Raw genomic sequence first — 26,217 nt, 5'->3', positions numbered from 1 at the left:
GCGCTTCATGTAGATTTCGCGGCTACGGCCGGAGCGCCGCGCGTCGTACGGGCAGAGGCGTGGAAGCGGGCCGGACGGGTGGGTGCCATAGCACAGCCGCTGTCGCCATGCACGCACCCGGAAAACAAGAAGAATAGACGTTCAGAGGAGTGCGCCCGATCCCCGGCTGGATCGGCCAGATGGCAAGGATGCGGCGCTGCCTGCCGGAGGATGCGGGCGGCGTGTTCGGCCGTGCGGCAGGGCTGTTTGCCGGCGGGCTGGCGGCGCGACTGTCCGACGAACGGGAACGCTGGCTGCTCTGGTCTCCGGCCGCCGTCGGCCTCGGCGTTTTTCTCTACTTCTCCGGGACGGCCGAACCGGCCTTGTCGATGGCGCTCGCCCTGCCGGCAATTGCGGCCGTTGTGCTTGGGGCGGGATGGCGCCGGGAACTCCTGAGATTCCCGGCTTTCCTGCTTCTCCTCTGCGCGATCGGCTACGCAGCCGCCGCGGTGCGGACCTGGAGCGTCGAGGCGCCGGCGATCAGCCGCAAGATCGGTCCGGTGACCGTTACCGGCCGGGTGGTCGCCGTCGATCCGCTCCGCCACGGTGCGCGCGCGGTGCTGGACGATCTCGCGATCGGCAGGCTTGCCGCGGCCGAAACGCCGGAGCGGGTTCGCCTCACGGTTCGCCTCGGCTGGACCGGCCTGCGGCCCGGCCGGACCGTCATGCTGCGCGCCGTCCTGCTGCCGGTCCGGCCGCCGGTCGCCCCCGGCGCGGCGGATTTCCAGCGCCGGGCCTATTTTGAGCGCATAGGCGCCAGCGGTTTTGCGGTCACGGCGCCCGTTGCGGTCCGGGAAGCCCGCACCGGATGGCTCGATTCGCGGATCGAGCGTCTGCGGGATACCGCGATGCGGCGTATCGGGGCGGTTCTGTCCGGCGATGCCGGCGCGGTGGCGGCCGCCCTGCTGACCGGGCATCGCGGCGGCATTTCGCCCGAAACGATGACGGCGATCCGCAACGCCGGCCTGGCGCATCTGCTGGCGATTTCCGGATTGCATATCGGCATGATCGCCGGCATCGCCTTCTTCGCCCTGTGGTTCGGTCTGGCGCTGGTTCCCGGCGCGGCTCTGCGCTGGCCGACGCGAAAGATTGCCGCGATCGGCGCGCTGGCGGTCGCGGCGGGCTACCTGCTGCTGACCGGCGCGACGATTCCGACCCAGCGCGCTTTCCTGATGCTGGCGGTGGTGATGGCGGGCGTCCTGGTCGGCCGGGTCGCAATTTCGATGCGGCTTGTGGCGGCGGCGGCGACGGTCCTGCTTCTGCTGTCGCCGGAGAGCCTGCCCACGCCCAGTTTCCAGATGTCCTTCGCCGCGGTGGTTGCGCTGGTCGCGGCTTACGAGGCCTGGTCGATCTGGCGGATGAGAAACCGGACGCCGCGGCTGCCGCGGCCTGTGCGCGCCCTGGTCGGCATCGGTGCGGCCAGCCTGATCGCCGGCGCGGCGACCGGGCCGTTCGCCCTGTTCCATTTCCACCGGCTGGCGATGTATGGCCTGGCCGCCAACCTGGCCGCGGTGCCGATCGTTTCCTTCTTCGTCCTGCCGATGGGGCTGCTGGCCCTGTTCGCCATGCCGTTCGGGCTGGAAGCCGGGCCGCTCTGGCTGATGGCCCGGGGCATCGACCTGATGCTGTGGGTCGCCCACGGCGTTGCCGGCCTGCCCGGCGCGCTGGCGCTGGCGCCGGCGCCGCTGGCCTGGGGCATGGCGCTGATCGTCGCCGGCGGCCTCTGGCTTACGATCTGGCAGCGTCGCTGGCGGTTCGCCGGCGTTGCCGCCATTGCGGCCGGCCTCGCCAGCAGCCTCACCGTCGCCCCGCCCGATATCCTGGTCTCGCCGGAGGTGCAGCTCGTCGCGACCCGCACCGCCGACGGGGCGCTCGCCGTGTCTTCGGCGCGGCGCGGCCGTTTCATCGCCCGGGTCTGGCGCGAGGGCGAGGCGCAGCGCCGGCCGCGGTTCTGGCACAGCGACCGGTTGAGCCGGGTACGCTGCGACCCGCTTGGCTGCATCTACCGGCTGGATGGCAGGTTGATCGCCTTCCCGGCCGACCCGGCGGCTTTGGCGGAGGACTGCCGGCGCGCCTTCATGATCGTGGCGGACTTCGATGTCCGGCGACGGTGTCCCACGGTCCCATGGGCAATCGACCGGCGGACGCTGATGCGCAACGGCAGCTACGCAATCGGCATTTCGGCGGGGCGGGTGACGATCCGCACCGACCGGGACGTGCGCGGCGACCGGCCCTGGGTCAGCCGCCCGCCCATGCAGACGCGTCAAATCCGGTTGGCGCGCGGGCGCGCCGTGGCCGATATAAGGTAATCGGGAATTTGCCCATTTCCCCCGCTCCCGTTCGCCGCTAAGGAACCGCCATGCGCAGAACGATCTCCTCCGGCTCCCGTCTGGAAGCCGACTACGCCTTTTCCCGCGCCCTGGTGGACGGGGACTGGGTATTCGTCGCTGGCACGACCGGCATGGACTACGAAACCGGCGAGATGCCCGACGATGCGGCGGCGCAGGCCGAGCAGGCCTTCCGCACCATCGAGCGTATCCTGAACGAGGCCGGCGCCTCGATCGAAGATACCGTGCGGGTGCAGTACACGCTGACCGATGCCGCCGACCTGCCGGCCCTGCAGCCGGTCATGCACCGGTGGTTCGATACGGTGCGCCCGGCCGCGACCGCCGTGATCGCCGGGCTGGTCGACCCGCGCATGAAAATCGAGATCGAAGTGACCGTCCGGAAGAGGACCGCCCCATGAACCCCATGAACAACGTCCTGATTACCGGCGCGGGCCGCGGCATCGGCCTGGAATTCGCCCGCCGCTTCGCCGCCTCCGGCGCCCACATCCACGCAACGGTGCGCGATCTCGCCAAGGCCGACGCACTGCGCGCGCTGGGCGCGTCGGCGACGATCCACACCTGCGATGTCACTTCGGATGCCCATGTCGGGGCGCTGGCCGACCTGCTGGGCGATACGCCGATCGACATCCTGATCAACAATGCCGGCATCCTGCTGGGCCGGGGCGAAACCTTCGATACGCTCGAGGTCGCCGATCTGGAGGAGACGCTGCGGGTCAACACCGTGGCGCCGGTGCGGGTGATGCAGGCGCTGGCCGGCAACGTGGCGCGTTCGGAGCGCAAGCTGATCGTCAACATCTCCAGCCGCATGGGCTCGGTCAGCGAGGCGAGCGGCGGCAACTATTCGTATCGCGCCTCCAAGGCGGCGCTGAACATGGCGGTGAAGGTCCTGGCGAACGACCTGAAGGGCCGCGGCGTCACGGCGATCGTCGTCCATCCGGGTTGGGTACAGACCGATATGGGCGGGCCGTCGGCCGCTCTATCGGTGAAGGAGAGCGTCGACGGGCTGATGAAGGTGATCGACGGAGTCGGCCTTCGCGACACCGGCAGCTTCATCAACCACGACGGCAGCCGGATTCCGTGGTAGGGCGCGCGTCCTTCGAGACGGGCGTTTCGAGACGGCGCTTCGCGCCTCCTCAACGCCCTCCTCAGGATGAAGTTGAGTATAGTGAACTATCAAGTCTCTTCATCCTGAGGAGAGGCTGAGGAGCGGTTCGCAGGACCGCATCTTGAAGCCTCGTCTCGAAGGACGGCCGCCCCAATGAACCGATATCGAAGCCGACCATGCTGACCGACGACCAGATCATGATCCGGGACACCGCCCGGCAGTTCGCGCAGGAGCGGCTGGCGCCGACGGCGGCCGAGCGCGACCGCACCGGCGAGACGCCGCGCGGATTGCTCGCCGAGATGGGCGCGCTCGGCTTCATGGGCATGACGATCCCGGAGGAGTGGGGCGGGGCGGGCGCCGATACGGTCGCCTACGTTCTGGCAATGGAGGAGATCGCGGGCGGCGACGGCGGCGTCTCGACCGTCATGAGCGTCAACAATTCGCCGGTCGCCGCCGCGCTCTTCGGCTACGGCTCGACCGAGCAGAAGGAGCGCTTCCTGAAGCCGCTGGCCCGCGGCGAGATCAACGCGGCCTTCTCGCTCACCGAGCCCCAGGCCGGCTCCGACGCCTCGAACCTCAAGACCCGCGCCGAGAAGCGGGGCAACAAATACGTCCTGAACGGCGCCAAGCAGTTCATCAGTTCGGGCGCGACGGCCGATATCAACCTGATGTTCGCCGTCACCGATCCGGCGGCCGGCAAGCGCGGCATCAGCGCCTTCATCGTGCCAACCGACACGCCGGGCTACAAGGTCGTGCGCAAGGAGGAGAAGCTCGGCCAGCGCTCGTCCGACACCTGCGCACTGATCCTCGAGGACATGGAGGCGACGCCGGACCTGCTGGTCGGACAGGAGGGCGAGGGCTACCGGATCGCGCTCGCCAACCTGGAGGCCGGCCGCATCGGCGTCGCGGCGCAGGCGACCGGCATGGCCCGGGCGGCCTATGAGCACGCCGTCGCCTATGCCAGGGAGCGGGTCTCGTTCGGCAAGCCGATCGTCGAGCATCAGGCGGTCGCCTTCCGCCTCGCCGACATGGCGACGCAGATCGAGGCGGCGCACCAGATGGCGCTCAACGTGGCGCGGCTGAAGGACGCCGGCCGGCCCTGCCTCAAGGAAGCCGCCATGGCCAAGCTGTTCGCCAGCGAAATGGCAGAACGTGTCTGCTCCGACGCCATCCAGGTCCACGGCGGCTACGGCTATCTGCAGGATTTCCCGGTCGAGCGCATCTGGCGCGACGTCCGGGTCTGCAAGATCTACGAAGGCACCAGCGACGTCCAGAAGATGATCATCAGCCGGGCGATCGCGGCGGAGTAGTCGAAAGAGCACAGCCCGGTTGCGCGGGCCGCATGGCGCGGCCGGGCCGTCCATGTTAGAGCGAGGCCGGTCCCCGTTTCCGTCCGGAGCGCGCCTTGTCCGCACCGCCCGCCGCTTCCGGCGCCGCCGACTTTCCGCATTATAAGCGCAACATCGCCCTGCTGTTCGTCTGCTGGGCGCTGACCAGCACGTCGATGATGCTGCTGATCACGGTGTCGGCGCTGGTCGGGGCCAGCCTGGCGGAGAACAAGGCGCTGCTCGCGCTGCCCATCGCGATCCAGTGGTACGCCTCGGCCTTCTTTACCATTCCCGCGTCCTTCATCATGGCGCGGATCGGCCGGCGCAACGGCTTCCTGCTGGCCGTGACCGCCATGACGATCGGCGCCGGCCTGTCCCTGCTGGCGGTCTACGAGGGCAGCTTTGCCCTGTTCTGCGTCGCCAGCCTGGTGGTCGGCTTCGCCACCGGCTTCCAGTGGTACTACCGCTTCGCGGCGGCGGAAGTGGTGCCGGATTCGTTCCGCAGCCGGGCGATTTCGCTGGTCCTGGCCGGCGGCGTTGTCGCGGCGATCGTCGGCCCGACCCTGGCGCGCTATTCGGTCGACTGGCTGGCGCCGGTGACCTACGCCGGAGCCTATGTCGGCGTCGTCTGCATCCAGGCGACGATCATGCTGATCCTGCTCACCGTGCAGATCCCCCGGCCGCCCAGAATGGCCCTGCGCGGCGGCCGGCCGCTCGCCGAGATCGCCCGCCAGCCGAAATTCATGCTCGCCGTCGCCGGCGGCGTGATCGGCTACGGCGTCATGGTGCTGCTGATGTCGGTGACGCCCAAGGCGATGGAGATGTGCGGCCTGACCTTCGGCGAGGCGACCCATGTCATCCAGTGGCACGTGCTGGGCATGTATGTCCCCGCCTTCTTCACCGGCCATCTCATCAAGCGCTACGGCCCCCAGCGCATCATGCTGGCCGGCGGGCTGCTCAACGTCGCCTGCCTCGCCATCGCGATGGCCGACATCGCGTTCGAGAATTTCCTGGTCGCGCTGCTGCTGCTCGGCGTCGGCTGGAACTTCCTCTACACCGGCGCGACGACCCTGCTGACCGAGACCTACACGCTCGCCGAGCGCGCCAAGACCCAGGCGCTCAACGAATTCCTGGTGTTCGGCTTCGTCGCCACGGCGACCTTCTTCTCCGGCGTGACCCTGCAGCTTTACGGCTGGCAGAACCTGGCGATCGGCACGTTGCCGCTGCTGCTGATCGTGCTCGCCGCCACCGTCTGGCTCATGATGCTGTCCCAGCGCGAGGCCGCCGCGAAGGCGTAAGGGGGTGCTGTGCGCCCCGCCCTCCGTTCCCTGCTCCGTCATATCGACCGGAGCCCCGGCCCGGAGCCTGCCCTGAGCGAATTCGAAGGGGCCGGGGCGGAGCGGAGATATCGTTCCGGCGCGGTGCAACGTCCGAAGCGCTGAACCGGAAAGATTTCTCCACTCACTTCGTTCGGTCGAAATGACGGGGGAGAGAGTCGTGCGGGTGTCAGGATATGTCAGGATTCGTCATGTTCCGTCATGGTCCGGTCCCTGTCCGCGTCAGTGAAGAACGGGAAGAACGGCCTGTCGGGCGCGACGGGTACGCCGGCCGGCCCGCGGGCGCGGTCCTCCGCCGCCGCCGGCAGCAGGCCGGCCCGGTGTAAGGATATGTCAGGATTTGTCGGGGGCGGGCCGCCCGGTGCGCTGTCCGGCATCGGCGCGTCCGCGGCCCCGTGTACGGCCCCGTGTAAGGAATTGTCAGGATTCGTCATCGCGGGCGCCGGCCTGCGGTCCATCCGAACCGGAGTGCGGGGCCGGCGCTCCTCGACGGTGGCGTGCAGGCGCTGGGCCGTCGCCAGCCAGGCCGCCTCGTCGAAATCCGTGTGCCGCTCCAGCGCCCTGCGGCTCGCCCGGTGGGCGGCGAGGGCCCGCTCGGTCCGGTGCCGGCCCCGGCGCACCGCCTCGGCGATGGGGCCTTCGGCCCCGTCAACCGGCCTCTCTTCCGCCGGTTCTCCCGCCTGCTCTCCCGCCTCCTCTCCGGGCAGGGGCCACAGGCCGGCGCGCCGCTGGGCGCTGCGCCGGTCGAGGCCGGACAGTTCGGCCTGCAACCTGATGACCCTAAGCATGAGCGACGCCGAGCCCTTCTCGACCGCCGCGTCCCAGGCCTGCTCGAGCCGGCCGAGCAGGATCTGCGCCTCTTCGCGTTCGACCGCCCGCCAGGCCTGCCGGATGGCGCGCACCCGTGCGGCCACCGCCGGCCGCTCCAGCAGGTCGTGCCCGGTCTGACGCGCCGAGCCCGCGGCATAGCCGGCATCCCGCGCCGCCCCGGCGGCGTTGCCGGTCGCGGCATAGTGGCGGCAGAACTCCTCATGGCGCAGGGTGAGGGGCGGCGCAGGGGGCGGCGCGGGCGGAGACTTCGGCGCGGTTTCGGCCGGGTTGTCGGACAAGGGCCGGGACATGGCGGGCTTCCTTATGTTCGATAAATGTTCCTTTTGAAGATATAGGAAAAAAACATGATAATCAACAATTTTTCCTCTGCCCCGACAAACCCCATCCGTCATTCCGACCGGAGCGGACGCCAGTCCGCGTAGTAGCCTGCCCTGAGCGAAGTCGAAGGGGAGGAATCCCGTCGCAGACCTCGGGGTTCCGTTCGTTGAGTTCGAGCCGGGATCCCTCCGCTCGCTCCGCTCGGTCGGGATGACGGGGAGGGGAGCCCGGCCGGGATGACGGGTTGGGAAGGGCGGCGACGGCCGCTTCGGTCGGGATGACGATGAGGGGGACGGCCGGCCGGGACAATGGGTTGGGGACGTTTGGGTCGGGACGACGGTGAAAGAAGGGCGGGTGACGGCGAAACGCCCGTCTCGAAGGCCCGTCTCGAAGGCCCGTCTTGAAGGCCCGTCTTGAAGGATCGTCCGCATTCGCCGCTACCGCCGGCGGGGGAGCTGTTCTAAAACGGGCCGTCTTCTTCTGGCCGGGCCGGCGCCGTGGCGGTTATCCGTTCCAACCTCAACACCCGAACCGCGCAGTTCCGCGCGAACGACGCGCACAACCGGGCGCTGGTCGCCGACCTGCGCGAGACCGTGGCCGCGGTCAAGCGGGGCGGGCCGGAGCGCGCCCGCGAGCGCCACCTGGCGCGCGGCAAGCTCCTGCCGCGGGACCGGGTGCGCACCCTGACCGATCCCGGCTCGCCGTTTCTGGAATTCAGCCAGCTCGCCGCCCACGGCATGTATGGCGGCGACGTGCCGTCGGCCGGGATCGTCACCGGGATCGGCCGGGTCTCGGGCCGGGAATGCGTCATCGTCTGCAACGACGCCACGGTGAAGGGCGGCAGCTATCACCCGATCACGGTCAAGAAGCATGTCCGGGCCCAGGAGATCGCGATCCAGAACCGGCTGCCCTGCCTCTATCTGGTCGATTCCGGCGGCGGCAACCTGCCGACCCAGGACGAGGTCTTTCCCGACCGCGACCATTTCGGGCGCATCTTCTACAACCAGGCCAACATGTCGGCGCTCGGCATCCCGCAGATCGCGGTGGTCATGGGCTCCTGCACCGCGGGCGGCGCGTACCAGCCGGCAATGTCGGACCAGGCCATCATCGTGAAGGAGCAGGGCACGATCTTTCTCGGCGGGCCGCCGCTGGTCAAGGCGGCGACCGGCGAGGTCGTCAGCGCCGAGGAGCTGGGCGGCGCCGACGTCCATTCCCGGACCTCCGGCGTCACCGACTATTACGCGCTCGACGACCATCATGCGCTCGCCATGGCGCGGCGCATCGTGGCCGACCTGAACATGCCCAAGCCGCTGACGACGACGCTCGGCGCGCCCGCCGAGCCGCTCTACGATCCTGAGGAGCTGTATGGCCTGATCCCGGACGACGTGAAGAAACCCTACGAGATACGCGAGGTCATCGCCCGGATCGTCGACGGCAGCGACCTCGACGAATTCAAGCAGCTCTACGGCACGCAGCTGGTCTGCGGTTTCGCCCGGATCTGGGGCTATCCGGCCGGTATCGTCGCCAACAACGGTATCCTCTATTCCGAGGAGGCGTTGAAGGCCGCGCATTTCATCGAACTGTGCAGCCAGCGCGGCATCCCCCTGATTTTCCTGCAGAATATCGCCGGCTTCATGGTCGGAAAGAAATACGAGGCCGGCGGAATCGCCAAGGACGGCGCCAAGATGGTGACCGCGGTCGCGACGACGAAGGTGCCGAAATTCACCCTGATCGTCGGCGGCAGCTACGGCGCAGGCAATTACGGCATGTGCGGCCGGGCCTATTCGCCCCGGTTCCTCTGGATGTGGCCGAACGGGCGCATCTCGATCATGGGCGGCGAGCAGGCGGCGAGCGTGCTCTCGACCATCCGGCGCGACGCCATCGAGGCCGGCGGCGGCGCCTGGACCGACGAGGAGGAGGACGCCTTCAAGGCGCCGATCCGCGAACAGTACGAGCGCCAGGGCCATCCCTATTACGCCTCGGCGCGGCTCTGGGACGACGGGGTGATCGATCCGGCCGATACGCGGATGACGCTGGCGCTGGCGCTCTCCGCCGCCCTGAACGCGCCGGTCGAAGACACGCGCTTCGGCGTGTTCCGGATGTAGGGCGCGGGTCCGGCAGGCAAGGTCGTATGGCGCCGGCGGTCTCTCGCGAACCGCCGGCAGCCGCACCAGGCCGGAACCGAAAAGTGCTGCGGCTTCGTTCCCGCTGGTTCTATATCTTGCGGATGGCGATTTTCGATACCCTGACCGCCGCCACGGCGCTTGAGACTGCCGGATTCACGCCGAAGCAGGCCAAGGCGGCTGCGGCGCAATTGCACGCTGCGGCGGAAGCGGGGCGTGGCGAGCTGGCTGCAAAGACCGATCTGGACATCACAAAGGCCGATCTCAGAGCCGAAATCGCCAGTGTCAAAGTGTGGACGTTGAGTTGGACCGCCGTCATCGGCGGATTGATCGTCGCCGCCATCAAACTGATTCCGTAACCGGGACTTCCCCGTTCGGGCTCGACCATCCCTGCGCCACTCCTATGCCAGCGGCGGCCTGCCGGTCGGCGAGGGGCTGCCGATGATCGGCGAGGCGGCAGGGCCGCCGCCGTCGCCTAACCGGCCGCGGCCCGTGAAGCGCCGCAGCAAGGCCAACCGACGGCGCCATGGCGCTGCGCATGCTGAGGCCTTCACCCGACGCTCGCATCCTGTATCGCACCCGGCTGCTTCAATTGCTTGTCGTCCCCGTGGGCCTGGCGGTAACGGAGTTCGGCGTACTCGCCGTAGGTGATCGGCGGATACCTTGGCGCAACGCCCGCCTCGCGAAATGGCGGCAGGCACTCGATCACGGTGTCGCGCGGCAGGTTGTGGAAGTAGGCGATCGACTGGCGCCGGGTCGGCTGGCCGGGAACCGGAGGCGGGTTCACCACGCGGTGCTGGGTGGAGATCCAGCGGTCGTTGGTCCAGCGCATCATGGCGTCGCCGATGTTGACCACGAACGCACCGGGGATGTGCGGCACGCCGTTCCAGAGTCCGTCGCGCGTCCGCACCTGAAGACCGCCGGGTGCGTCTTCGGTGCGAAGGATCGTCAGCACGCCGTAATCCGAATGTGCGCCGGCGCGCAGCTGCCCCGGCGCCGGCGGCGCCAGGGGCTCCGGGTAGTCGATAACCCGCAACGAGGAGAGGTGGCCCTGGAACCTGTCCTCGAAGTAGTCCGGGTCCAGCCCGAGTGCGGCGGCGAAGATACGCCTCACCGTTGCCGCAAGGCCCGACATCGCCTCGTAGTACGCGCGCCAGGAGGGTTCCAGGTCCGGCGGGTCGGAGGGCCACCGGTCGCCGAAGAAGCCGGGGCCGTAGTCCAGCGTCTCCTTGAGATCCCCAATGGCCGCCTTGCCGAGGGTCGCCGCCAGCGCTTCCTCGCCGAACGCGAAATGCATCAGTCCGCCCAGGACCGGGCCGGTCTCGCCGACCGCGCTCTTCTCCTCGGCCGGCAAGTCGAAGAACGCCCGCGATGCATCGTAGATCCGCGTCGCCAGCTCCTCGGGGAAGCCATGACCGGTCATCACGAAGAAGCCGATGTCTTCGCAGGCGGCGCGAACCGCGCCGACGACTCCCGCCCGTGCGCGCGCCTCCCCGGCAGTGAACGGGCCGATGTCGATCGTCGGCACGAGACCGACCTCTTCCGGGTGGCGCGTTCCGGCCATGCGATGCACCCCTCGGCGAATCTTCAGCGCGTCCCTCGGGCGCGAGCATCCGGCCCGCCGTCCGGCGCCGTGCAACGCACCTAGCGCAACACGGGATCGCCGGGCAAGCGGCCTCGAGGCACTCCGTTCGGGAATCCGGGCGAACTCGCATCGGTCTGGCGAGCGGAGCCCCCGCGACCCCGGTCCGACCGGCGCGCGCCTGGACGTGGTTCTGGACAGGGTAACGGTCCGCCTCGACGCCGCGACGCCGGCGGTGCGCGACGGCATAATGCACCTGGACCATGCCCAGTTCGAGGCCCTGTTCGCCGGCCTGGACTGGCGCCGGGTGCGGGCTCTGTCGCTGCGGGAGCGCCACCCCGCCCGCCGGCGAGGAGTTGAGCCATACGCAGTTCGGCGGTCTTCGGCTCCGGCACAACTGCATCCCGCATCATGGCGTTGCCGGCGGGCAGGCGCCCAGCGGGACTCAGGTTTCTGCGGTTTCGTCGGAAGCGCTGCGCCGCTGCCGGCGGAGGCGTTCGGTGGCCGGCCGGTCCAGGGTTCCGTCTGCGCCGACAGCAACGCCGTAGATCGCTCCGGCTTCGGCGCAATCGACCAGCCCGTTGGCGACATCGTCCGCCACTGTGGCCGGATCGCGTTCCAGCGGATCGCCCATTCCGGCGCCGCAGATGCCGACGATCTCCAGCGTGTCGCCGGCGCCCAGCCGGTAGCCGCTGACCTTGGCCGGCAGATCGGCTTCGTCGGCGCCGCCCGGGTTGTGAATCATGGCGCCTGGCCGCCCGTCCGCGCCGCCGAACAGGCCGCAGGGCGGATCGCCGGAGCGGTGATCGCCGGTCGATCCGATCGAAGTCGGCGCCAGGAAGCGCCAGCGTTTCACCGAGCCGAGGCCGCCGCGCCAGCGGCCGGCCGCAGGCGCCTCGCCCCGCAGCTCATAGCGCTCACAGACCACCGGCGCGCTCAGCTCCATCTCCTCGATCGGGTTGTTGCGCGTGTTGGCCATCAGATTGTCGATGGCGTCGATGCCGTCCTTGCCCCAGCGCGCGCCGTAGGACCCCTCGTTGACCTCGATCAGCACCCAGTATTGCGACGGGTCGTCGAGCCTGCCGCCGGCATAGGCGATGGCGCTGACGCTGGCCGAGTTGCCGGCCGTCACCCGGGTCGGCATGGCGGCGGCGAAGGCCTGGAGGATCTGGTCGGGAATGCGGTTGATCTGGGCGAAGCGGGCCTCGCAGCCGCGCGGGAAGCGCGGATTGAAGATGCTGCCCTCCGGCGCATAGACCTTTACGGGCCGGAAGATGCCGTCGTTCTGCGGCACGTCCGCCCCGTCGCCGGCCTCGTCGAGCAGCAGCGTCCGGATGGCGAAATTGACCGTCGGGAGCACGCTGCCTTCGAAGGGGCAGTTGAAGCCCGTCTCGACCTCCGGCGACGAGCCGGAAAGATCGACGTAGATGTCTTCGCCGTCGACGACGACCCGGGTCGCAATGGGCAGCGGCACGCCGAAATTCTTGCCGTCGTCCTCCAGCCAGCCGCCCGGCGCTTCGTAGACGCCGTCGGGAATGTCGCGGATCCGCCGCCGCATGCGCGTCTCGGCATAGTCGAGCCAGGACTCGCAGGCGCTCATCACGGTATCGAGGCCGTAGCGTTCGAGCAGTTCGGTAAAGCGCCGGACGCCGAGGCGGCAGCAGGCGATCATCGCCTCGATATCGCCGGCATTGGCCTCCGGCGTGCGGACATTCTCGATGATGTGGTCCCAGAGCGCGTCGTTGCGTTCGCCCTCGCGGTAGATCTTGGCGGCGTTGATCAGCTTGCCCTCGGCGTAGACATCCGGCACGTCGACCGAAAATCCCGGATGGGCGCCGCCGATATCGACCATGTGGCCCGTGCAGCCGGCGAAGCCGACGTGGATATCCTGGAAAAAGATCGGGATCAGGACGCCGTAATCCGGCGCGTGGGACGCGCCGAAATAGGGGTGGTTGTGCAGGATGATGTCGCCCGGCCGGTAGCTGCCGGCATGCTTCCTCTCGATGCCCCTGACATAGGCCGGCAGCGAGCCGCAATGCATCGGCGTCGAATCGCTTTCGCAGAGCTGGCGGCCGAAGCGGTCGAGAATGCCGGCGCCGATATCCTGGGATTCGCGCATGATCGACGAATAGGCCATGCGGAACAGCAGTTCCGCCATTTCCGATGCTGTCGTCTTCAGGGCGCCGCCTATGACCTGGAGCAGCACGGGATCGACCGCGGCCGGTTGCCAGTAGCGCCCGGCCGGCGGCGGGGCGGCCGTGCTCGCCGCCTCGCGGCGCAGGGATTCGAGATCGGGCCGTTCGGCCGGCGACTTGGCGTCCACGGTCAGCGCCCTTCCTCGATCGTCAGATGGCCGTGCGCGTCCGGAATTGCGCGGTATTTAGGCGGTACGACGATGGTGGTGTCTTCCTGCTCGACGATGGCCGGGCCCTCCAGCACGGCACCGGGCGCCAGCCCTTCGCGCCGGTAGACGGCGGCCTCTGCCCGGACCCAGCCGTCGCCGGCGGGGAAGACCGCCGCCCGGGTCGCGATCCGGGCGGCTTCGGCAACGGCCCCGTCGCTTGCCCCGGTGTTCAAGGGCGCGCTGCTGGGGGAATTGCCGTTTCCGGTCGCCGGAACCCGGCCGATCCCGGTCGCCCGCAGGTTGACCAGCTGTACCGGTGCCTCGGCGAAACGGCGCAGATAGTGGCGCTCATGCGCGTGATGAAAGGCTTCGGCCACGGTGCCTTTCCAGCCGTTCCCGAAGTCGGCCGGCGCCTCGACGCCGAGTTCGTAGCCCTGGCCCCGGTAGCGGCAATCGGCGTGGAAGGCGACGGTCACCGCCTCGTCCGCGAAACCGTCCCTGGCCAGTTCCCGGCGCGCCTGGGCGGCCATCGTGCGGTATTTGTCCGCAACGGCCGTCAGGTCGGCGTCCGCAAGGTCCGCCCAGTGACTCGTCATATAGTCGTAGCGGATATCGGTGCTGAGCAGGCCGGCGGCGGCGCCGACGCCGGGGTGAGGCGGGACGACCGCCCTGGGAATGCCGAGCTCGCGGGCGATCTCGGCGGCGAAGGCGGCGCCGGCCCCGCCGAACGCGACCAGCACGAAATCGCGCGGATCGTAGCCCTTGGAAACACTGCCCAGCCGGATCGCGTCGATCATGTGCCGGCAGGCGATCCGGTAGATGCCCAGCGCCGCATCTTCGAGGGAAAGGCCGAGCGGCTCCGCGATCGTGCCTCGGACCGCGCGCTCGGCCAGCGCCGGGTCGATGGCGATGCCCGAGCTTTCGAGGGTTTCCGGGCGGAACCAGCCGAGGCAGACCAGGGCGTCCGTCACCGTCGGCTCCGCGCCGCCGTGGCCGTAGCAGGCCGGTCCGGGCAGCGCGCCGGCGCTGCGCGGGCCGACCTGGAACATGCCGGCCTCGTCGACGAAAGCGATGGAGCCGCCGCCCGCGCCGATGCTGTTGACGTCGACCATCGGCACCATGGCGTCGTAATCGCCGATCCGGGTGTCGAGCACATGCTTCAGATGCATCGCCCCGTCGCGCGCGACCCCGACGTCGGCGGACGTGCCGCCGACATCGAGCGTAATGACGCCGGGATGGCCGATCGACCGGCCGATCGCGATGCCCTCGATCAGCGCGCCGACCGGCCCCGAGGCGAGCAGCGCGACCGGTCGTTGCGCGGCGATGCGCGAACCGATGACGCCGCCCGCCGACGTCATCAGGCGAAGATCGGACCGGATGCCAAGACCGTTCAGCGCTTCGCTGAAGCGGGCGGTGTAGGTCGCTGTCGCCGGCCCGACATAGGCGTTCAGCGCCGTGGTCGAAAACCGCTCGTATTCGCGGTGGAGCGGCGAGACCTCGTGGCTGCAGGTGACGAAGACGTCCGGGCACTCCTCCTCCGCCAGTTCGCGGACGCGGTTCTCGTGATCGGGATTGAGGAAGGCGAACAGGAAGGCGACCGCGATCGCATCGACCCCCTCCCCGGCGAGCGTGCGCAGGGCGCGCCGCGCCGCCTCCTCATCGAGCGGGATTTCGACCGCGCCGTCCGGCGCGCGAATCCGCTCGGGAACGGTAAGCCGGAGCCGGCGCGGCACCAGCGGCGCGGTCTGGCGCGGTACGTCCTGGTAGTTCGAAAAATTGAGTGGCCGCTTCTTGCGCCCGATATGCAGAATATCCCGGAACCCCTCGGTCGTGATCAGCCCGACCCGGGCGCCGGTGCGCTGCAGGATGATGTTGGTCGCGATGGTCGTGCCGTGGACCACCCGGTTCAGGTGCGCCGGATCGAACCCCTCCCGCGCGCTCAGGGCCTCGATTCCGGCGACGGCGGCGCGGGACGGGTCGTCGGGCGTCGACGGCAGTTTGTGGATCGACGTTTCGCCGGTTTCGTCGTTGTGCAGGACGAAATCGGTAAAGGTGCCGCCGACATCGATGCCGATCTGGTACACGCCGCCTCCGGTCGGGTTCGCGCCGCCGCGGCAAGCGCCGCCGCAGCCGGATGGTATACCAGAATAGGGGCTTCGCCTTTCAGGTCAAAGCATTCGCGCGCGCCGCGCCGGCCGTCCCCGGACATCGCCGGTCTCAGTCCCCGGCCGTTGCGTCCTGTTTCACGACGGCGTTCCGTCCGGTCAGGATGTGGTTGCGCATGGCGACCTCCGCCCAGGCTTCGTCGCCCGACCGGATGGCTTCGAGGATTTCGCCATGCTGGCGGACGCTGCGCCGGAAGTCCTCCGGCCCGTACTGGCGGAAGGCGGAGGACAATACCGGCAGGCTGACGACATGCTCGACCAGCGCCTGGAGCTTCCGGTTGCCGGTCGCCGCCACGATCGTCGAGTGGAAGCGCTTGTCCAGCTTGACATAGTCCGGGCCCGGATTGCGCTCCGACCGGGCGGCCAGCCCTGTCATGCCGTCGAGGCAGTCCTGGAGCACATCGAGCGCTTCGCCGCCGATCTTGCGCGCCGCCAGCCGGGCGCAGCGGCTTTCCAGCGCCGCGCCGATATCGAAAATTTCCAGCAGTTCGCCCCGGTCGATTTCCTCGACATAGACCCCGCGGTTGGGTTCGAACCGGACGGTGCCTTCCGAGCTGAGGCGCCGCAAAGCCTCGCGCACCGGCGTGCGGCTGAGTCCCAGCAGAGCGCCGAGATTGCGTTCGCGCAGGCGCTCTCCCGGCGCGATCCTGCCGGTCAGGATCAGCTCGTGAATCCGTTCATACGCCTTCTGATGCGCTGTCGAGGTGTCTTCGGTTGCTGTCATTCGATGTTCAGGCACCGGTTTTCCGGCTATCGTCGCCAAATGGTATACAACATGGTTCCGCGAATAAAGGAGGCGAGGTGGGCGCGCTAACCGAGAGTCTGGTCTCATTCATTGCCGATGCGGACGCCCACACCCTGCCGGACGGAGCCGAGGACGTGGTGCGCACCGGTTTCTGCGACACGGTCGGGGTGATGATTGCCGGCCTCTCGGAACCGGTATTTTCAACGCTTTCGGCGGCAGTCGCGGCGCGCGGCGGCAACCCGGAGGCGCGGGTTGCGCTGGGCGGGCGACGGGCGGGCGCGCCTGACGCCGCGCTGGTCGGCGCGGCGACCGCCCACGCCCTCGATTACGACGACTATGCCTATTCCAACCATGTCAGCGCGGTGCTGGTGCCGGCGATCCTCGCGGAGGGCGAGCATGTCGGCGCAACCGGCGCCGGCATGGTCCGCGCCTATGTCGTCGGCTACGAGGTCTGGCGCGAGATCATGAAGCGCGAGCCGGGGCACCTGTACGACCGCGGCTGGCACCCGACGGCGGTGTTCGGCGCCTTCGGCGCGGCGGCCGCGGCGGCCAGCCTGCACGGGCTGGACGGCGACACGGTGCGCAACGCGATCGGCCTGTGCGTCGCCCATGGCGGCGGCGTGATGGCGAATTTCGGCACCATGGCCAAACCCTATCAGGGCGGCCGCGCGGCCCAGGCCGGCCTGTCGGCGGTGCGGCTGGCGATGGCCGGGGTCGAGGCCGGTCCCCATGCGCTGGACGGCGAAGACGGCTATCTGCTCGGCCTGTCGCCGGAGCGGGACGCCGACGTGACCCGCCCGGCCGACCGGCTCGGCCGGGACTGGGGCATCGTCGCGGAACGGCTGAACGTCAAGCGCTACCCGATCGTCGGCGCCGCCCAGCGCGGTGCGGATTGCGCGATCCAGCTGCACGAGACCGGGATCGACGTCGGCCAGATCGAGCGGATCCGCTACTGCCTGAGCGAACGTCATGCCCGGGTGATGCCGTTCCGCAAGCCGCAAACCGGGCTGGAGGCGAAATTCAGCGCCGAGTTCACGGCCGCCGCCGGCCTGATCGCCGGCGCCCTCGGCTTCGACCAGCTGGAGGATTCGTTCGTGCAGCGGCCGGACGTCCAGGCCTTGATGGCGCGCGTCGAGCCGGTGATCGGCCCGGACGACGATCCGGTCTACGCCTCCGGCGCGCGGGCCGACATCGTCCATCTCGACCTCAAGGACGGCAGCACGGTATCGAGCCGGGAAGTGACCCGCTGGCGCGGCCATGCCGAGAACCCGATGACGACGGACGAGCTGAAGGCCAAGTTCATGGACTGCGCGTCGCGGCAACTGGAGCCCGCGGCGGCGGCGGCCCTGTTCGGCCTGCTGCACGACATTGCGAATCTGCCGTCCTGCGACGCCCTGCCGGTGGTGACGTCGCGCGGTTGAACGCAGCTATCGGTCCGCCAGAACGGGCGATATCGCTTCGGCAACCGCGAGCAGGCCGGCGTCGCTGAGTCGCGGCGAGACGATCTGCACCCCGACCGGCAGGCCGTTCGGGCCGCGATGGGCCGGGATCGTGATGCAGGGGCCGTGCAGCGCGGTCCACATCCGGTTGAACAGGGCCTCCCCGGTCGATTCGAGCCCGGCCGGCGCCTCGCCGATGACCGCCGGCGTCAGCCAGGCGTCATAGCCCGCGAACGCCGCGGCGAACTCGATGCGCGCAACGGCCATGCGGTCGTAGGCTTCGTTGATCTGCGGAATCGTCCGGCCCTTGGCGTTTTCCACCTCGTCACGGAAGGCCGGATGCAGGAGCGCCGGCTGCGCGAGATATTCCGCGCGATAGGCGCCGCGGCCCTCCCAGTGCATGATCCGGTCCTGGGCCTCGGTCAGGCCGTCGAAGGCGGGCGGATCGGCCACGGCCTCGATCGCCGCGCCGGCCTCGGCAAGGCGATTGGCGGCCCGGTCGATCGCTTCCCGGGTTTCCGGCGCCGCCTCGGCCCGGTGCGGCGTCCGGCAGACGCCGATGCGCAGCGCCGGCAGCGCGGCCGGCTCAGGCATTTCCTCCACGACCCCGAGCACGAGCGACAGCCGCGTCAGGTCTTCCGCCGACCGGGCCATGTAGCCGATGGTGTCGAGCGACTGGGCGTAGACCTTGATGCCCTCGGTGCCGATGAGGCCGTAACTCGGCTTCATCCCGAACACGCCGCAGAACGAGGCCGGCCGGATCACCGATCCGCCGGTCTGGGTGCCGAGCGCCAGCGGCGCCATGCCGGCGCCCACCGCCGCGCCCGACCCGCTCGACGAGCCGCCGGGGGTGTGCCCCGGATCGAGCGGATTGCGCGTCGGCGCGGTGCGGCCGAGCGAGGCGAATTCGACCGTCGCCACCTTGCCCAGCACGACCAGCCCCGCGCTGCGCAGGATGGAGACGCAGGCGGCGTCCCGCGCCGGCCGGTGGCCCGGATAGAGCGGCGAGTTGTACTCCGTCGGCATGTCGCCGGTGTCGATCATGTCCTTGATGCCGACGGGCACGCCGTGCAGCGGGCCGCGGGGCGGTTCGGCGTCGCGCCGGCGCGCCTCGGCGATGGCGGCGTCCGGGTCGAGCCAGGCCCAGGCCTGCACCGTCGCTTCCCGTTCGGCGATCCGGTCGAGGCAGGCGCGCACCAGCGCTTCGCTGGTCAGGTTTCCGGCGGCGATCGCGTCCGCCGCCGCAGCCGCGGTCAGTTCCCAGGGCTGCATCATTCCGGCGGGGCGAAGGCGACGATGGCGCCGCAGGCATGGTCCGGTGCGAGCCACAGCCGGTCGGCGCCGCCGTGCCAGGGCAGGTCCGAATCGCGAAAGAAGCGCTGGGTCGCCGCGAAATCCGGGCAGCTTACGGTAAAGCCGGCGGCCCAGGGCAAAGCCGGCGGCATGACGCCGGGAAAGACCCGCTGCAGCGCCTCGGTGTCGAGGAAACGCGCCCGGCCGACCGCCAGGTCGACGCCCGGCCCGTCCGGCGCCCCGGAAACGGCCGCGCCGGAAGCCCTGGCGAAGCGGGCGGCGGCCGCGGCCGGATCGTCCGCGCAAATCAGGATGTCCTGCAATTCCCGCGCGCCGTTGGGGTGATCGTTCAGCGACGCGTCGAACACCAGGTCCGGGGTCAGCTGTTCGACATAGCAGACGAAGGCTTCGGGCAGGTCGGCATCCGGCACCCGGAACCAGCGGAAGCCGGCCATGCCGCGCCCGCCCGGATAGCGCACCTCGCGGCCGGCCAGCGCCGTCGGCGGCGCGTCGATTCCGCTTTCGGTGAGCCGGCTGCGGGCCGCGTCCGCATCGTCCGCCGTCAGCACGACGATGTGGAAGCCGTAGTAGCGTGCAATGGCGTCGCGCAGATGGTGGGTCTCGAGATCGCCTTCGACCGCGGTCAATTCGACATAGGTCCGGCCGAACACCAGATGGCTGTTGACCTGGCCGAGCGGCGTCGCGCTGCCGTCCTCGGCGAGCGCCACCAGTTCGCAACGCGGCGCCACCGTGAAACCGAGCCGGGCGTAAGCCGCTTCCATCGCCTCGAGGTCGGCGCCGACGATGCCGATATGGTCCAGTCCGGGGATCATTGCGGGCGGACTTTCGTTTCTGTTCGCAGGGCGGATCGGCACGGATGGTATACGAAATGCCGGGTCGCCAACAGCGGGTGCCGTTGCCGGACCGGCTCGGGAGGTCCGCAGAGGCCGAATTCCCGCGATTATTGCGGAATCTAGCGCCGGCGCACGGAAATGGCGCATTGCGCAGCATCGCCCGAATTGCATACCATATGGCCCATGGCCATCGAACGCGGTGCGCCGGCAACGCGCGGTCAGACGACGTAGAGGAGAGAACAGGAATGACTCGGTTCGGAAAATGGCTGCTTGTCGCGGCCGCGATAACGGTCGCCAGCGCCGGCACGGCAGGCGCGGCCGACTTCAAGTGGAAAATGGCGACCATTGCGCCGAAGAACAGCTATGTCTTCAAGCTGTTCGTCGAAGGCTTCACGGAACGCGTCAAGCTCTACACCGGCGGCAAGGTCGAAATCACGCCCTACGGCGCCGGCGTGCTCGCCCACCCGTTCAAGGTCTACGACGCGGTCCAGAACGGCACGGTCGACATGGGCTGGAGCTATGCCGGTTTCCTGGTCAACAAGGATCCGACCAACGCCCTGTTCTCCGGTTTCCCCGGCGGCATGGGCCCCGAGCCGTTCATGCACTGGTTCTTCAACGGCGGCGGCCAGAAGATGTATGAGGATTTCCGCCGCAAGCATATGGGCCTGGCGGGCTTCTATTCCGGCCAGGGTACCACGGAAATCTTCGCCCATTCGCACAAGCCCGTGCGCACGCGCAAGGATCTCGCCGGCTACAAGCACCGCACGACCGGCGCCTGGGCGGCCATCCTGAAGGAGACCTTCAACGGCGCGCCGACGGTCACGCCGTTCGGGGAAATCTTCGGCATGCTGCAGCGCAAGGCGATCGACGGCGTCGAATATGCCGGGCCGGGCGGCAACCTCGCGCTCGGCTATCACAAGGTCGCCAAATACATCATTCTGCCCGGCGTCCACCAGCCCGGCACGATGACCGAGATGTTCCTGAAGGCCGACACCTTCGACAAGGTGCCGAAAGACCTCCAGATGGCGATCAAGGAAGCCGCCAAGATGACGGTGCTCAACACCTATCTCGGCCTGGGCGACACCGACCAGAAAGCGATGAAGGAATACCGGTCGGGCAAGAACGAGATCGTCCAGATGGAAGCGGCGCTGGTCAGCGAAATCCAGTCCGCCGGCCGCGCCTGGATCGAAAAGAAGGTTGCCGAGACGAAGGCGGCGGGCAAGCCGTGGATGTCCGAAATCTGGGCGTCTTACAAAGCCTACCAGGATACCTGGGCGAAGAACGCCTTCACGCGGATCTGGGAAGTGAAGTAACCTTCGCCGACTTCGGACAATCGCCGATTGCGGAAAGCGGCGCCTGGCCGGGGCGCCGCTTTCTGTATTTCAGGACGCCATGCTGAACCGGTTGCTCCGCGCTATCGACGGCTTTTCCAGGCTGGTCGGCGGCCTGGCCATGGCGATGATCGCCCTGCTCGTGGCGGCGATGTTCTACGAGGTGGTCGCGCGCTACGCCTTTCACGCGCCGACGGTCTGGTCCTACGACATCTCCTACATGCTGAACGGCACGATCTTCCTGCTCGGCGCCGGGCTGGCCCTGTCGAAGAACCTTCACGTCCGGATCGATTTCCTGTCCTCGCGGCTGCCGGTGCGGATCCAGCACGGGCTCAATCTCGTCTTCTATATCGGTTTCATCCTGCCGATCTTTACCGTCCTGGCGTATATCGCGACGAGGAACGCCGCGATCGCCTTCCTGACCGGCGAACTGGAGCCGGTGAGCCCCTGGGCCCCGGTCATCTGGCCCTTCTACGCCGGGATCGCGCTGGGGCTGGTCTGCTTCTGCCTGCAGGCCGTCGCCGAAGCGGTCCGCCACGGCATCGGCATCCGGGCGCCCGACCGGGTGCGCCGGCCGGACCGGTCCGAGGCCCATTGATTCCCATGACTGCATCTGGGACGGCATCGGGCCCGGCGAGGGGCGGATGAGCGGAGGCCTGACCGCAGCGCTGATGTTCCCGGCGCTGTTCCTCTTCATCTTCCTGGGCATGCCGGTCTCGTTCAGCCTGGCGGCGGTCGCCCTGCTGTTCGGCATCGGCACCTTCGGGGAAGCGATCGGCTCGATCTTCTTCGACCGGCTGCTCGGGATTTCGACCGCCTCGATGCTGGCCGCCGTCCCCCTGTTCATCTTCATGGGCGCGATGCTGGAGCGCTCCGCGATCGCCGAGCGGCTGTTCCGCGTCATGCAGATCTGGCTCGGCTTCCTGCCGGGCGGGCTCGCCATTGCCACCATCGCGATGAGCGCCGTCTTCGCCGCCGCCACCGGGATCATCGGCGCGGTCGAGGCCGTGATCGGCATGATGGCGATCCCGGCCATGATGAAGCTGGGTTACAACAAGGGGCTGATTTCCGGCACCATCTGCGCCGGCGGCTCGCTCGGCACGATCATCCCGCCGTCGATCGTCGTCATCATCTACGCCTCGCTCGCCGAGCTTTCGATCGGCGAACTGTTCGCCGGGATCATCGTTCCCGGCGGGCTGATGGTGGTGCTGTTCATCCTGTACATCTTCGTTCGCGCCGCCTTGCGTCCGCAGGACGCGCCGCGGGCGCCGCCCGAGAGCTATGCGCTGCCGCTGCGCGAGAAACTGGCGATCACCGTGTCGGGCCTGGCCCCGGCCGTCGTGCTGGTCGCCGCCGTGCTGGGTGCGATCCTGGCCGGCATCGCCTCGCCGACCGAGGCGGCGGCGGTCGGCTCGGTCGGCGCCGTCCTGCTGACGCTCGCCTACCGGGAATTCAGCTTCGACCTGCTGCGGGCGAGCCTGCGCAAGACGCTCACCGTCACCGCCATGGTGATGATGATCGTCGTCGGCGGCAACATGTTCTCCAGCGTCTTCATCGTCATCGGTGGCTCGACGCTGGTCGGCGGGCTGGTCGACGACCTGCAGCTCAGCCCGGCCCAGATGGTGGCGCTGTTCCTGTTCATCGTCTTCCTGCTGGGCTTCGTGCTCGACTGGATCACCGTCGTGCTGATCTGCCTGCCGATCTTCCTGCCGCAGCTCAAGGCCGCCGGGGTAGACGGCATCTGGTTCGCGGTGATGGTGGTGATCGTCATCCAGACGGCCTATCTGACGCCGCCGATGGCGCCGGCGGTCTTCTATCTGCGCACCATCGCCCCGCCGGAAATGACCTACCGCGACATGTATCGCGGCGTCGCGCCATTTGTGGTGCTCGAGGCGATCGTGTTGCTGATCGTGGCGCTGGTGCCCGAAGCGGCAACCTACCTGCCAAAAGTTCTCGTCGGATTCTGATGCGGCCAAGGGGAAAATCCGGTCGCCCCGGACGGCCCCGTACACCCGCCCGTTCCTATGCCGTTCGGCACAGATCACCGGCATGCTCTACAAGGCGTCGGGCTGGACCCACGTCGGAATCACCCGGGGTCGCTGCGGTCTAAATGACCGGGTGGGCCGAATACGCGCCGCAAGCCGATTGGTCCGTCCTTGCGGCTTTGGTGTATAAGCCTGCACGTTAACTGGCGGATGCCGGAACCCGGAGACAGGAATGGACGAAGACCGCCCCAGGACCGTCCTCGCCGAAATCGACGGCCGCGGCGTCGCGCGGATCGTGCTGAACCGGCCCGAGGTCCGCAACGCGATGAACGCGGCCTTCATCCGCGACCTTACCGAAGCGGTGGAGACGGTCGGCGCGGACGAGTCGGTGCGGGCGGTGATTCTGACCGGAAAGGGCAAGGGCTTCTGCGCCGGGGCGGATCTCGCCTGGATGCGCGAGACGGCCGGCTATTCGGTCGAGGAGACCTACGCCGACAGCGGCCGGCTCGGCCGGATGCTCAACCGGCTGAACACACTGCCCCGGCCGGTCATCGGCTTGGTCAACGGCCACGCTTTCGGCGGCGGCCTCGGCCTCGTCGCCTGTTGCGACATCGCGATCGCCAGTTCGGCGGCGAAATTCTCGCTTTCGGAGGTGCGGCTCGGCCTGACGCCGGCGACCATCAGCCCCTATGTCGTGCGCAGGATCGGCCAGAGCCATGCGCGGCGCTATTTCCTGACCGCCGAGGTCTTCGACGCCGCGCGCGCTGAGGAGATCGGCCTCGTCCACGCGGTCGCCGAACCGGACGCGCTGGAGGCGGCGGGGCAGGAATTCGTCGACCTGCTGCTGCTCGGCGGGCCGAAGTCGCAAGCGGTGAGCAAGGACCTGATTTTCCGGGTCAGCGACCGGGAGATCGATGGGGACCTGATCGACTGGACCTCGCGCCTGATCGCCGATATCCGCGCAAGCGACGAGGGCAGGGAAGGGGCGGGCGCCTTCCTGGAGAAGCGGAAGCCGGCCTGGCAGGCCCGGGACTGAGGGCGGCCGCCGCATGTTCGACCGCATCCTGATCGCCAACCGCGGGGAGATCGCCTGCCGGATCGTCCGCACGGCGCGCCGGCTCGGGGTCGAAACCGTCTCGGTCCATTCGGATGCCGACGCCGGCGCCCTGCATGTGCGGCAGGCGGACCGGGCGGTCCGGATCGGGCCGGCCCCGGCAGCGGAAAGCTATCTGGTCGGAGAGCGGATTATCGAGGCGGCGCGGCAGACCGGCGCCCAGGCGATCCATCCGGGCTACGGTTTCCTCTCGGAGAATGCCGGCTTCGCCGAAGCGTGCGCGGCGGCCGGGATCGCGTTCATCGGTCCGCCGGCCGAGGCGATCTGGGCGATGGGCTCAAAAAGCGCTGCCAAGGCTTTGATGGAAAAGGCGAATGTCCCGGTCGTGCCGGGCTATCACGGCGCCGGCCAGGAGCCGGACGTTCTGGCCGAGCAGGCTGCCCGAATCGGCTATCCGGTGCTCATCAAGGCGTCGGCCGGCGGCGGCGGCAAGGGCATGCGCCGGGTCGACCGGGCGGAGGATTTCGCCGCCGCGCTCGAATCGGCGCAGCGCGAGGCGGCGGGCGCCTTCGGCGACGACCGCATGCTGATCGAGAAATTCGTCGAGTCGCCGCGCCATATCGAGATCCAGGTCTTTGCCGACCGCCACGGCAACGCCGTCCATCTGTTCGAGCGCGACTGCTCGATCCAGCGGCGGCACCAGAAGGTGGTGGAGGAAGCGCCCGCGCCGGGCATGACGGCGGCGCGCCGGGCGGAAATGGGCAAAACTGCCGTCAATGCGGCGAAGGCCATCGGCTACGAAGGGGCGGGCACGGTCGAGTTCATCGTCGGGGCCGGGGGCGCGTTCCATTTCATGGAGATGAACACGCGCCTGCAGGTCGAGCATCCGGTGACCGAGATGATCACGGGGCAGGACCTTGTGGAATGGCAGTTGCGCGTTGCCGCCGGCGAAAAGCTGCCCCTGGCGCAGGAAGACCTGTCGATTACCGGCCACGCCGTCGAGGTGCGCCTGTATGCCGAGGACCCGGACCGGGATTTCCTGCCCCGGACCGGTACGCTCCGGCGGCTCCGGCTGCCGGACGGCGACGGCATCCGCTGCGACTCCGGCGTGGCGGAAGGCGACGGCGTCACGGCGCATTACGATCCGATGATCGCCAAGCTGATCGCCTGGAGCCCCGACGGAAGGGCCGCCGCCCTGCGCCGGCTCGGCCGCGCGCTGGCCGAAACCGAAATCGTCGGACTGGAGAACAATCGCGATTATTTGCAGAGGGTTATTGCCGATTCTGCATTTGCCGCGGGAACCTTCGATACCGGATTTGTCGAGCTTCACGGCGACGCGCTTCGGCCGCCCGCCGCCCCGCCGTCCGAAGACGCGCTCGCCTGCGCCGTGCTGGCGATCGAACTGGACCGGCAGGAACGGGCCGCGGCTGCCGCGGCCACCTCGACCGAGCCCTGGTCGCCCTGGCATCTGGTCAACGGGTGGCGCCTCAACGATACCGGCCGCCACGATATCCGGCTGACGCATGACGGGACCGGGCATGTCGTAGCGGTCGCCTACGACGGCGCCGCCTATGTGCTCGAACTGCCGTCCGGCCCGATGGCCTGTTCGATGGCGGAGGACGGCGGCCGGATGCGCGTGCGGGTCGGGGACCGCCGGTTCGTCGCCGGCGCCCATGTCGACGGCGGGACCGTCGCCGTGTGGATCGACGGCCATCGCACGGTTTTCGGCCGGGACGACCCGCTCGCCGCGGTTTCCGAGGCGGAGGAAGCCGACGACAGGCTGGTCGCGCCGATGTCCGGCAAGGTGATCCGGGTCATGGCGGAGGCCGCAACCGCCGTCGAGGCGGGCGAACCGCTGCTCGTGCTGGAAGCGATGAAGATGGAGCACACGATCGTCGCGCCCGGCGACGGCACGGTCGCCGCGGTGCATTTCCGCGCCGGCGACCAGGTCGAGGAAGGCGCGCAACTGGTCGATTTCGAGCGGAAGGAGGCCTGA

The 26,217-nt window shown here is 69.0% G+C and carries 20 protein-coding genes; 13 read left to right on the top strand and 7 right to left on the bottom strand.

Annotated elements, in window-relative coordinates:
• The first annotated feature begins 179 nt into the window (after positions 1–179).
• The 5 genes from OXM58_00185 to OXM58_00165 all read left to right on the top strand — a co-directional run bounded on the left by OXM58_00185 (position 180) and on the right by OXM58_00165 (position 6,118).
• Complete coding sequence (locus tag OXM58_00185) at positions 180–2,348, top strand: ComEC/Rec2 family competence protein (protein MDE0146765.1); 2,169 nt, start codon at positions 180–182, stop codon at positions 2,346–2,348.
• 50 nt (positions 2,349–2,398) lie between these two features.
• A complete protein-coding gene (locus tag OXM58_00180; protein MDE0146764.1) occupies positions 2,399–2,785 on the top strand; it encodes a Rid family hydrolase in 387 nt (128 codons plus the stop codon).
• Complete coding sequence (locus OXM58_00175) at positions 2,782–3,471, top strand: SDR family oxidoreductase (protein ID MDE0146763.1); 690 nt, start codon at positions 2,782–2,784, stop codon at positions 3,469–3,471. The genes OXM58_00180 and OXM58_00175 overlap by 4 nt, the downstream gene beginning before the upstream one ends.
• Positions 3,472–3,668: 197 nt before the next feature.
• Positions 3,669–4,802, top strand: a complete 1,134-nt coding sequence (locus tag OXM58_00170; GenBank protein MDE0146762.1) for an acyl-CoA dehydrogenase family protein — start codon at positions 3,669–3,671, stop codon at positions 4,800–4,802.
• Between the two features lie 95 nt (positions 4,803–4,897).
• Positions 4,898–6,118 carry an MFS transporter gene (locus OXM58_00165; GenBank protein MDE0146761.1) on the top strand — a complete coding sequence of 407 codons (1,221 nt, stop codon included), beginning with the start codon at positions 4,898–4,900 and terminating at the stop codon, positions 6,116–6,118.
• Positions 6,119–6,336: 218 nt separating this feature from the next.
• Here the strand turns inward: OXM58_00165 and OXM58_00160 are convergent, their stop codons facing one another.
• A complete protein-coding gene (locus tag OXM58_00160) occupies positions 6,337–7,278 on the bottom strand; it encodes a terminase small subunit (GenBank protein MDE0146760.1) in 942 nt (313 codons plus the stop codon).
• Between the two features lie 525 nt (positions 7,279–7,803).
• Between OXM58_00160 and OXM58_00155 the strand changes: the two genes are divergently transcribed.
• Both OXM58_00155 and OXM58_00150 read left to right on the top strand, forming a co-directional pair.
• The gene (locus OXM58_00155) at positions 7,804–9,411 is read left to right on the top strand and encodes a methylcrotonoyl-CoA carboxylase (GenBank protein ID MDE0146759.1); all 1,608 of its coding nucleotides are present in this window, start codon (positions 7,804–7,806) and stop codon (positions 9,409–9,411) included.
• 122 nt (positions 9,412–9,533) lie between these two features.
• Positions 9,534–9,788, top strand: coding sequence for a hypothetical protein (locus OXM58_00150; GenBank protein ID MDE0146758.1), 255 nt, complete (start codon positions 9,534–9,536; stop codon positions 9,786–9,788).
• Between the two features lie 191 nt (positions 9,789–9,979).
• Here the strand turns inward: OXM58_00150 and OXM58_00145 are convergent, their stop codons facing one another.
• From OXM58_00145 to OXM58_00130, 4 genes are all read right to left on the bottom strand, one after another.
• The gene (locus OXM58_00145; protein MDE0146757.1) at positions 9,980–10,993 is read right to left on the bottom strand and encodes an isopenicillin N synthase family oxygenase; all 1,014 of its coding nucleotides are present in this window, start codon (positions 10,991–10,993) and stop codon (positions 9,980–9,982) included.
• 463 nt (positions 10,994–11,456) lie between these two features.
• Complete coding sequence (locus OXM58_00140; GenBank protein ID MDE0146756.1) at positions 11,457–13,334, bottom strand: hydantoinase B/oxoprolinase family protein; 1,878 nt, start codon at positions 13,332–13,334, stop codon at positions 11,457–11,459.
• Between the two features lie 2 nt (positions 13,335–13,336).
• Entirely contained in the window at positions 13,337–15,439 is a 2,103-nt protein-coding gene (locus OXM58_00135) for a hydantoinase/oxoprolinase family protein (protein ID MDE0146755.1), read from the bottom strand.
• 133 nt (positions 15,440–15,572) lie between these two features.
• Complete coding sequence (locus OXM58_00130; GenBank protein ID MDE0146754.1) at positions 15,573–16,244, bottom strand: GntR family transcriptional regulator; 672 nt, start codon at positions 16,242–16,244, stop codon at positions 15,573–15,575.
• A gap of 77 nt (positions 16,245–16,321) precedes the next feature.
• On the opposite strand from OXM58_00130, the gene OXM58_00125 reads away from it, so the two are divergent.
• Entirely contained in the window at positions 16,322–17,686 is a 1,365-nt protein-coding gene (locus tag OXM58_00125; protein ID MDE0146753.1) for an MmgE/PrpD family protein, read from the top strand.
• A 6-nt stretch (positions 17,687–17,692) separates the two neighbouring features.
• On the opposite strand, the gene OXM58_00120 is transcribed toward OXM58_00125, so the two are convergent.
• Both OXM58_00120 and OXM58_00115 read right to left on the bottom strand, forming a co-directional pair.
• Positions 17,693–18,979 carry an amidase gene (locus OXM58_00120; GenBank protein ID MDE0146752.1) on the bottom strand — a complete coding sequence of 429 codons (1,287 nt, stop codon included), beginning with the start codon at positions 18,977–18,979 and terminating at the stop codon, positions 17,693–17,695.
• Complete coding sequence (locus OXM58_00115; GenBank protein MDE0146751.1) at positions 18,976–19,830, bottom strand: VOC family protein; 855 nt, start codon at positions 19,828–19,830, stop codon at positions 18,976–18,978. Before OXM58_00115 ends, OXM58_00120 begins: the two co-directional genes overlap by 4 nt.
• 266 nt (positions 19,831–20,096) lie before the next feature.
• On the opposite strand from OXM58_00115, the gene dctP reads away from it, so the two are divergent.
• From dctP to OXM58_00090, 5 genes are all read left to right on the top strand, one after another.
• Positions 20,097–21,164 carry a TRAP transporter substrate-binding protein DctP gene (gene dctP, locus OXM58_00110; protein ID MDE0146750.1) on the top strand — a complete coding sequence of 356 codons (1,068 nt, stop codon included), beginning with the start codon at positions 20,097–20,099 and terminating at the stop codon, positions 21,162–21,164.
• Positions 21,165–21,243: 79 nt separating this feature from the next.
• Positions 21,244–21,780 (top strand): TRAP transporter small permease subunit, encoded by a 537-nt coding sequence (locus OXM58_00105; GenBank protein ID MDE0146749.1) that lies wholly within the window; start codon positions 21,244–21,246, stop codon positions 21,778–21,780.
• Positions 21,781–21,826: 46 nt separating this feature from the next.
• Positions 21,827–23,149 carry a TRAP transporter large permease subunit gene (locus OXM58_00100; protein ID MDE0146748.1) on the top strand — a complete coding sequence of 441 codons (1,323 nt, stop codon included), beginning with the start codon at positions 21,827–21,829 and terminating at the stop codon, positions 23,147–23,149.
• Positions 23,150–23,399: 250 nt separating this feature from the next.
• On the top strand, positions 23,400–24,203 hold the full coding sequence (locus OXM58_00095) for an enoyl-CoA hydratase-related protein (GenBank protein ID MDE0146747.1): 804 nt from the start codon (positions 23,400–23,402) through the stop codon (positions 24,201–24,203).
• 13 nt (positions 24,204–24,216) lie between these two features.
• Complete coding sequence (locus OXM58_00090; protein ID MDE0146746.1) at positions 24,217–26,217, top strand: acetyl/propionyl/methylcrotonyl-CoA carboxylase subunit alpha; 2,001 nt, start codon at positions 24,217–24,219, stop codon at positions 26,215–26,217.

It is taken from the genome of Rhodospirillaceae bacterium (assembly GCA_028819475.1).
GTDB lineage: Bacteria > Pseudomonadota > Alphaproteobacteria > Bin65 > Bin65 > Bin65.
This window is presented reverse-complemented; position numbering and strand designations above follow the sequence as displayed.

Coding starts and splice junctions, on each gene's coding strand:
- OXM58_00185 (MDE0146765.1), top strand. CDS start 180: ATGGCAAGGATGCGGCGCTGCCTGCCGGAGGATGCGGGCGGCGTGTTC.
- OXM58_00180 (MDE0146764.1), top strand. CDS start 2,399: ATGCGCAGAACGATCTCCTCCGGCTCCCGTCTGGAAGCCGACTACGCC.
- OXM58_00175 (MDE0146763.1), top strand. CDS start 2,782: ATGAACCCCATGAACAACGTCCTGATTACCGGCGCGGGCCGCGGCATC.
- OXM58_00170 (MDE0146762.1), top strand. CDS start 3,669: ATGCTGACCGACGACCAGATCATGATCCGGGACACCGCCCGGCAGTTC.
- OXM58_00160 (MDE0146760.1), bottom strand. CDS start 7,278: ATGTCCCGGCCCTTGTCCGACAACCCGGCCGAAACCGCGCCGAAGTCT.
- OXM58_00150 (MDE0146758.1), top strand. CDS start 9,534: ATGGCGATTTTCGATACCCTGACCGCCGCCACGGCGCTTGAGACTGCC.
- OXM58_00145 (MDE0146757.1), bottom strand. CDS start 10,993: ATGGCCGGAACGCGCCACCCGGAAGAGGTCGGTCTCGTGCCGACGATC.
- OXM58_00130 (MDE0146754.1), bottom strand. CDS start 16,244: ATGACAGCAACCGAAGACACCTCGACAGCGCATCAGAAGGCGTATGAA.
- OXM58_00120 (MDE0146752.1), bottom strand. CDS start 18,979: ATGATGCAGCCCTGGGAACTGACCGCGGCTGCGGCGGCGGACGCGATC.
- OXM58_00115 (MDE0146751.1), bottom strand. CDS start 19,830: ATGATCCCCGGACTGGACCATATCGGCATCGTCGGCGCCGACCTCGAG.
- dctP (MDE0146750.1), top strand. CDS start 20,097: ATGACTCGGTTCGGAAAATGGCTGCTTGTCGCGGCCGCGATAACGGTC.
- OXM58_00105 (MDE0146749.1), top strand. CDS start 21,244: ATGCTGAACCGGTTGCTCCGCGCTATCGACGGCTTTTCCAGGCTGGTC.
- OXM58_00100 (MDE0146748.1), top strand. CDS start 21,827: ATGAGCGGAGGCCTGACCGCAGCGCTGATGTTCCCGGCGCTGTTCCTC.
- OXM58_00095 (MDE0146747.1), top strand. CDS start 23,400: ATGGACGAAGACCGCCCCAGGACCGTCCTCGCCGAAATCGACGGCCGC.
- OXM58_00090 (MDE0146746.1), top strand. CDS start 24,217: ATGTTCGACCGCATCCTGATCGCCAACCGCGGGGAGATCGCCTGCCGG.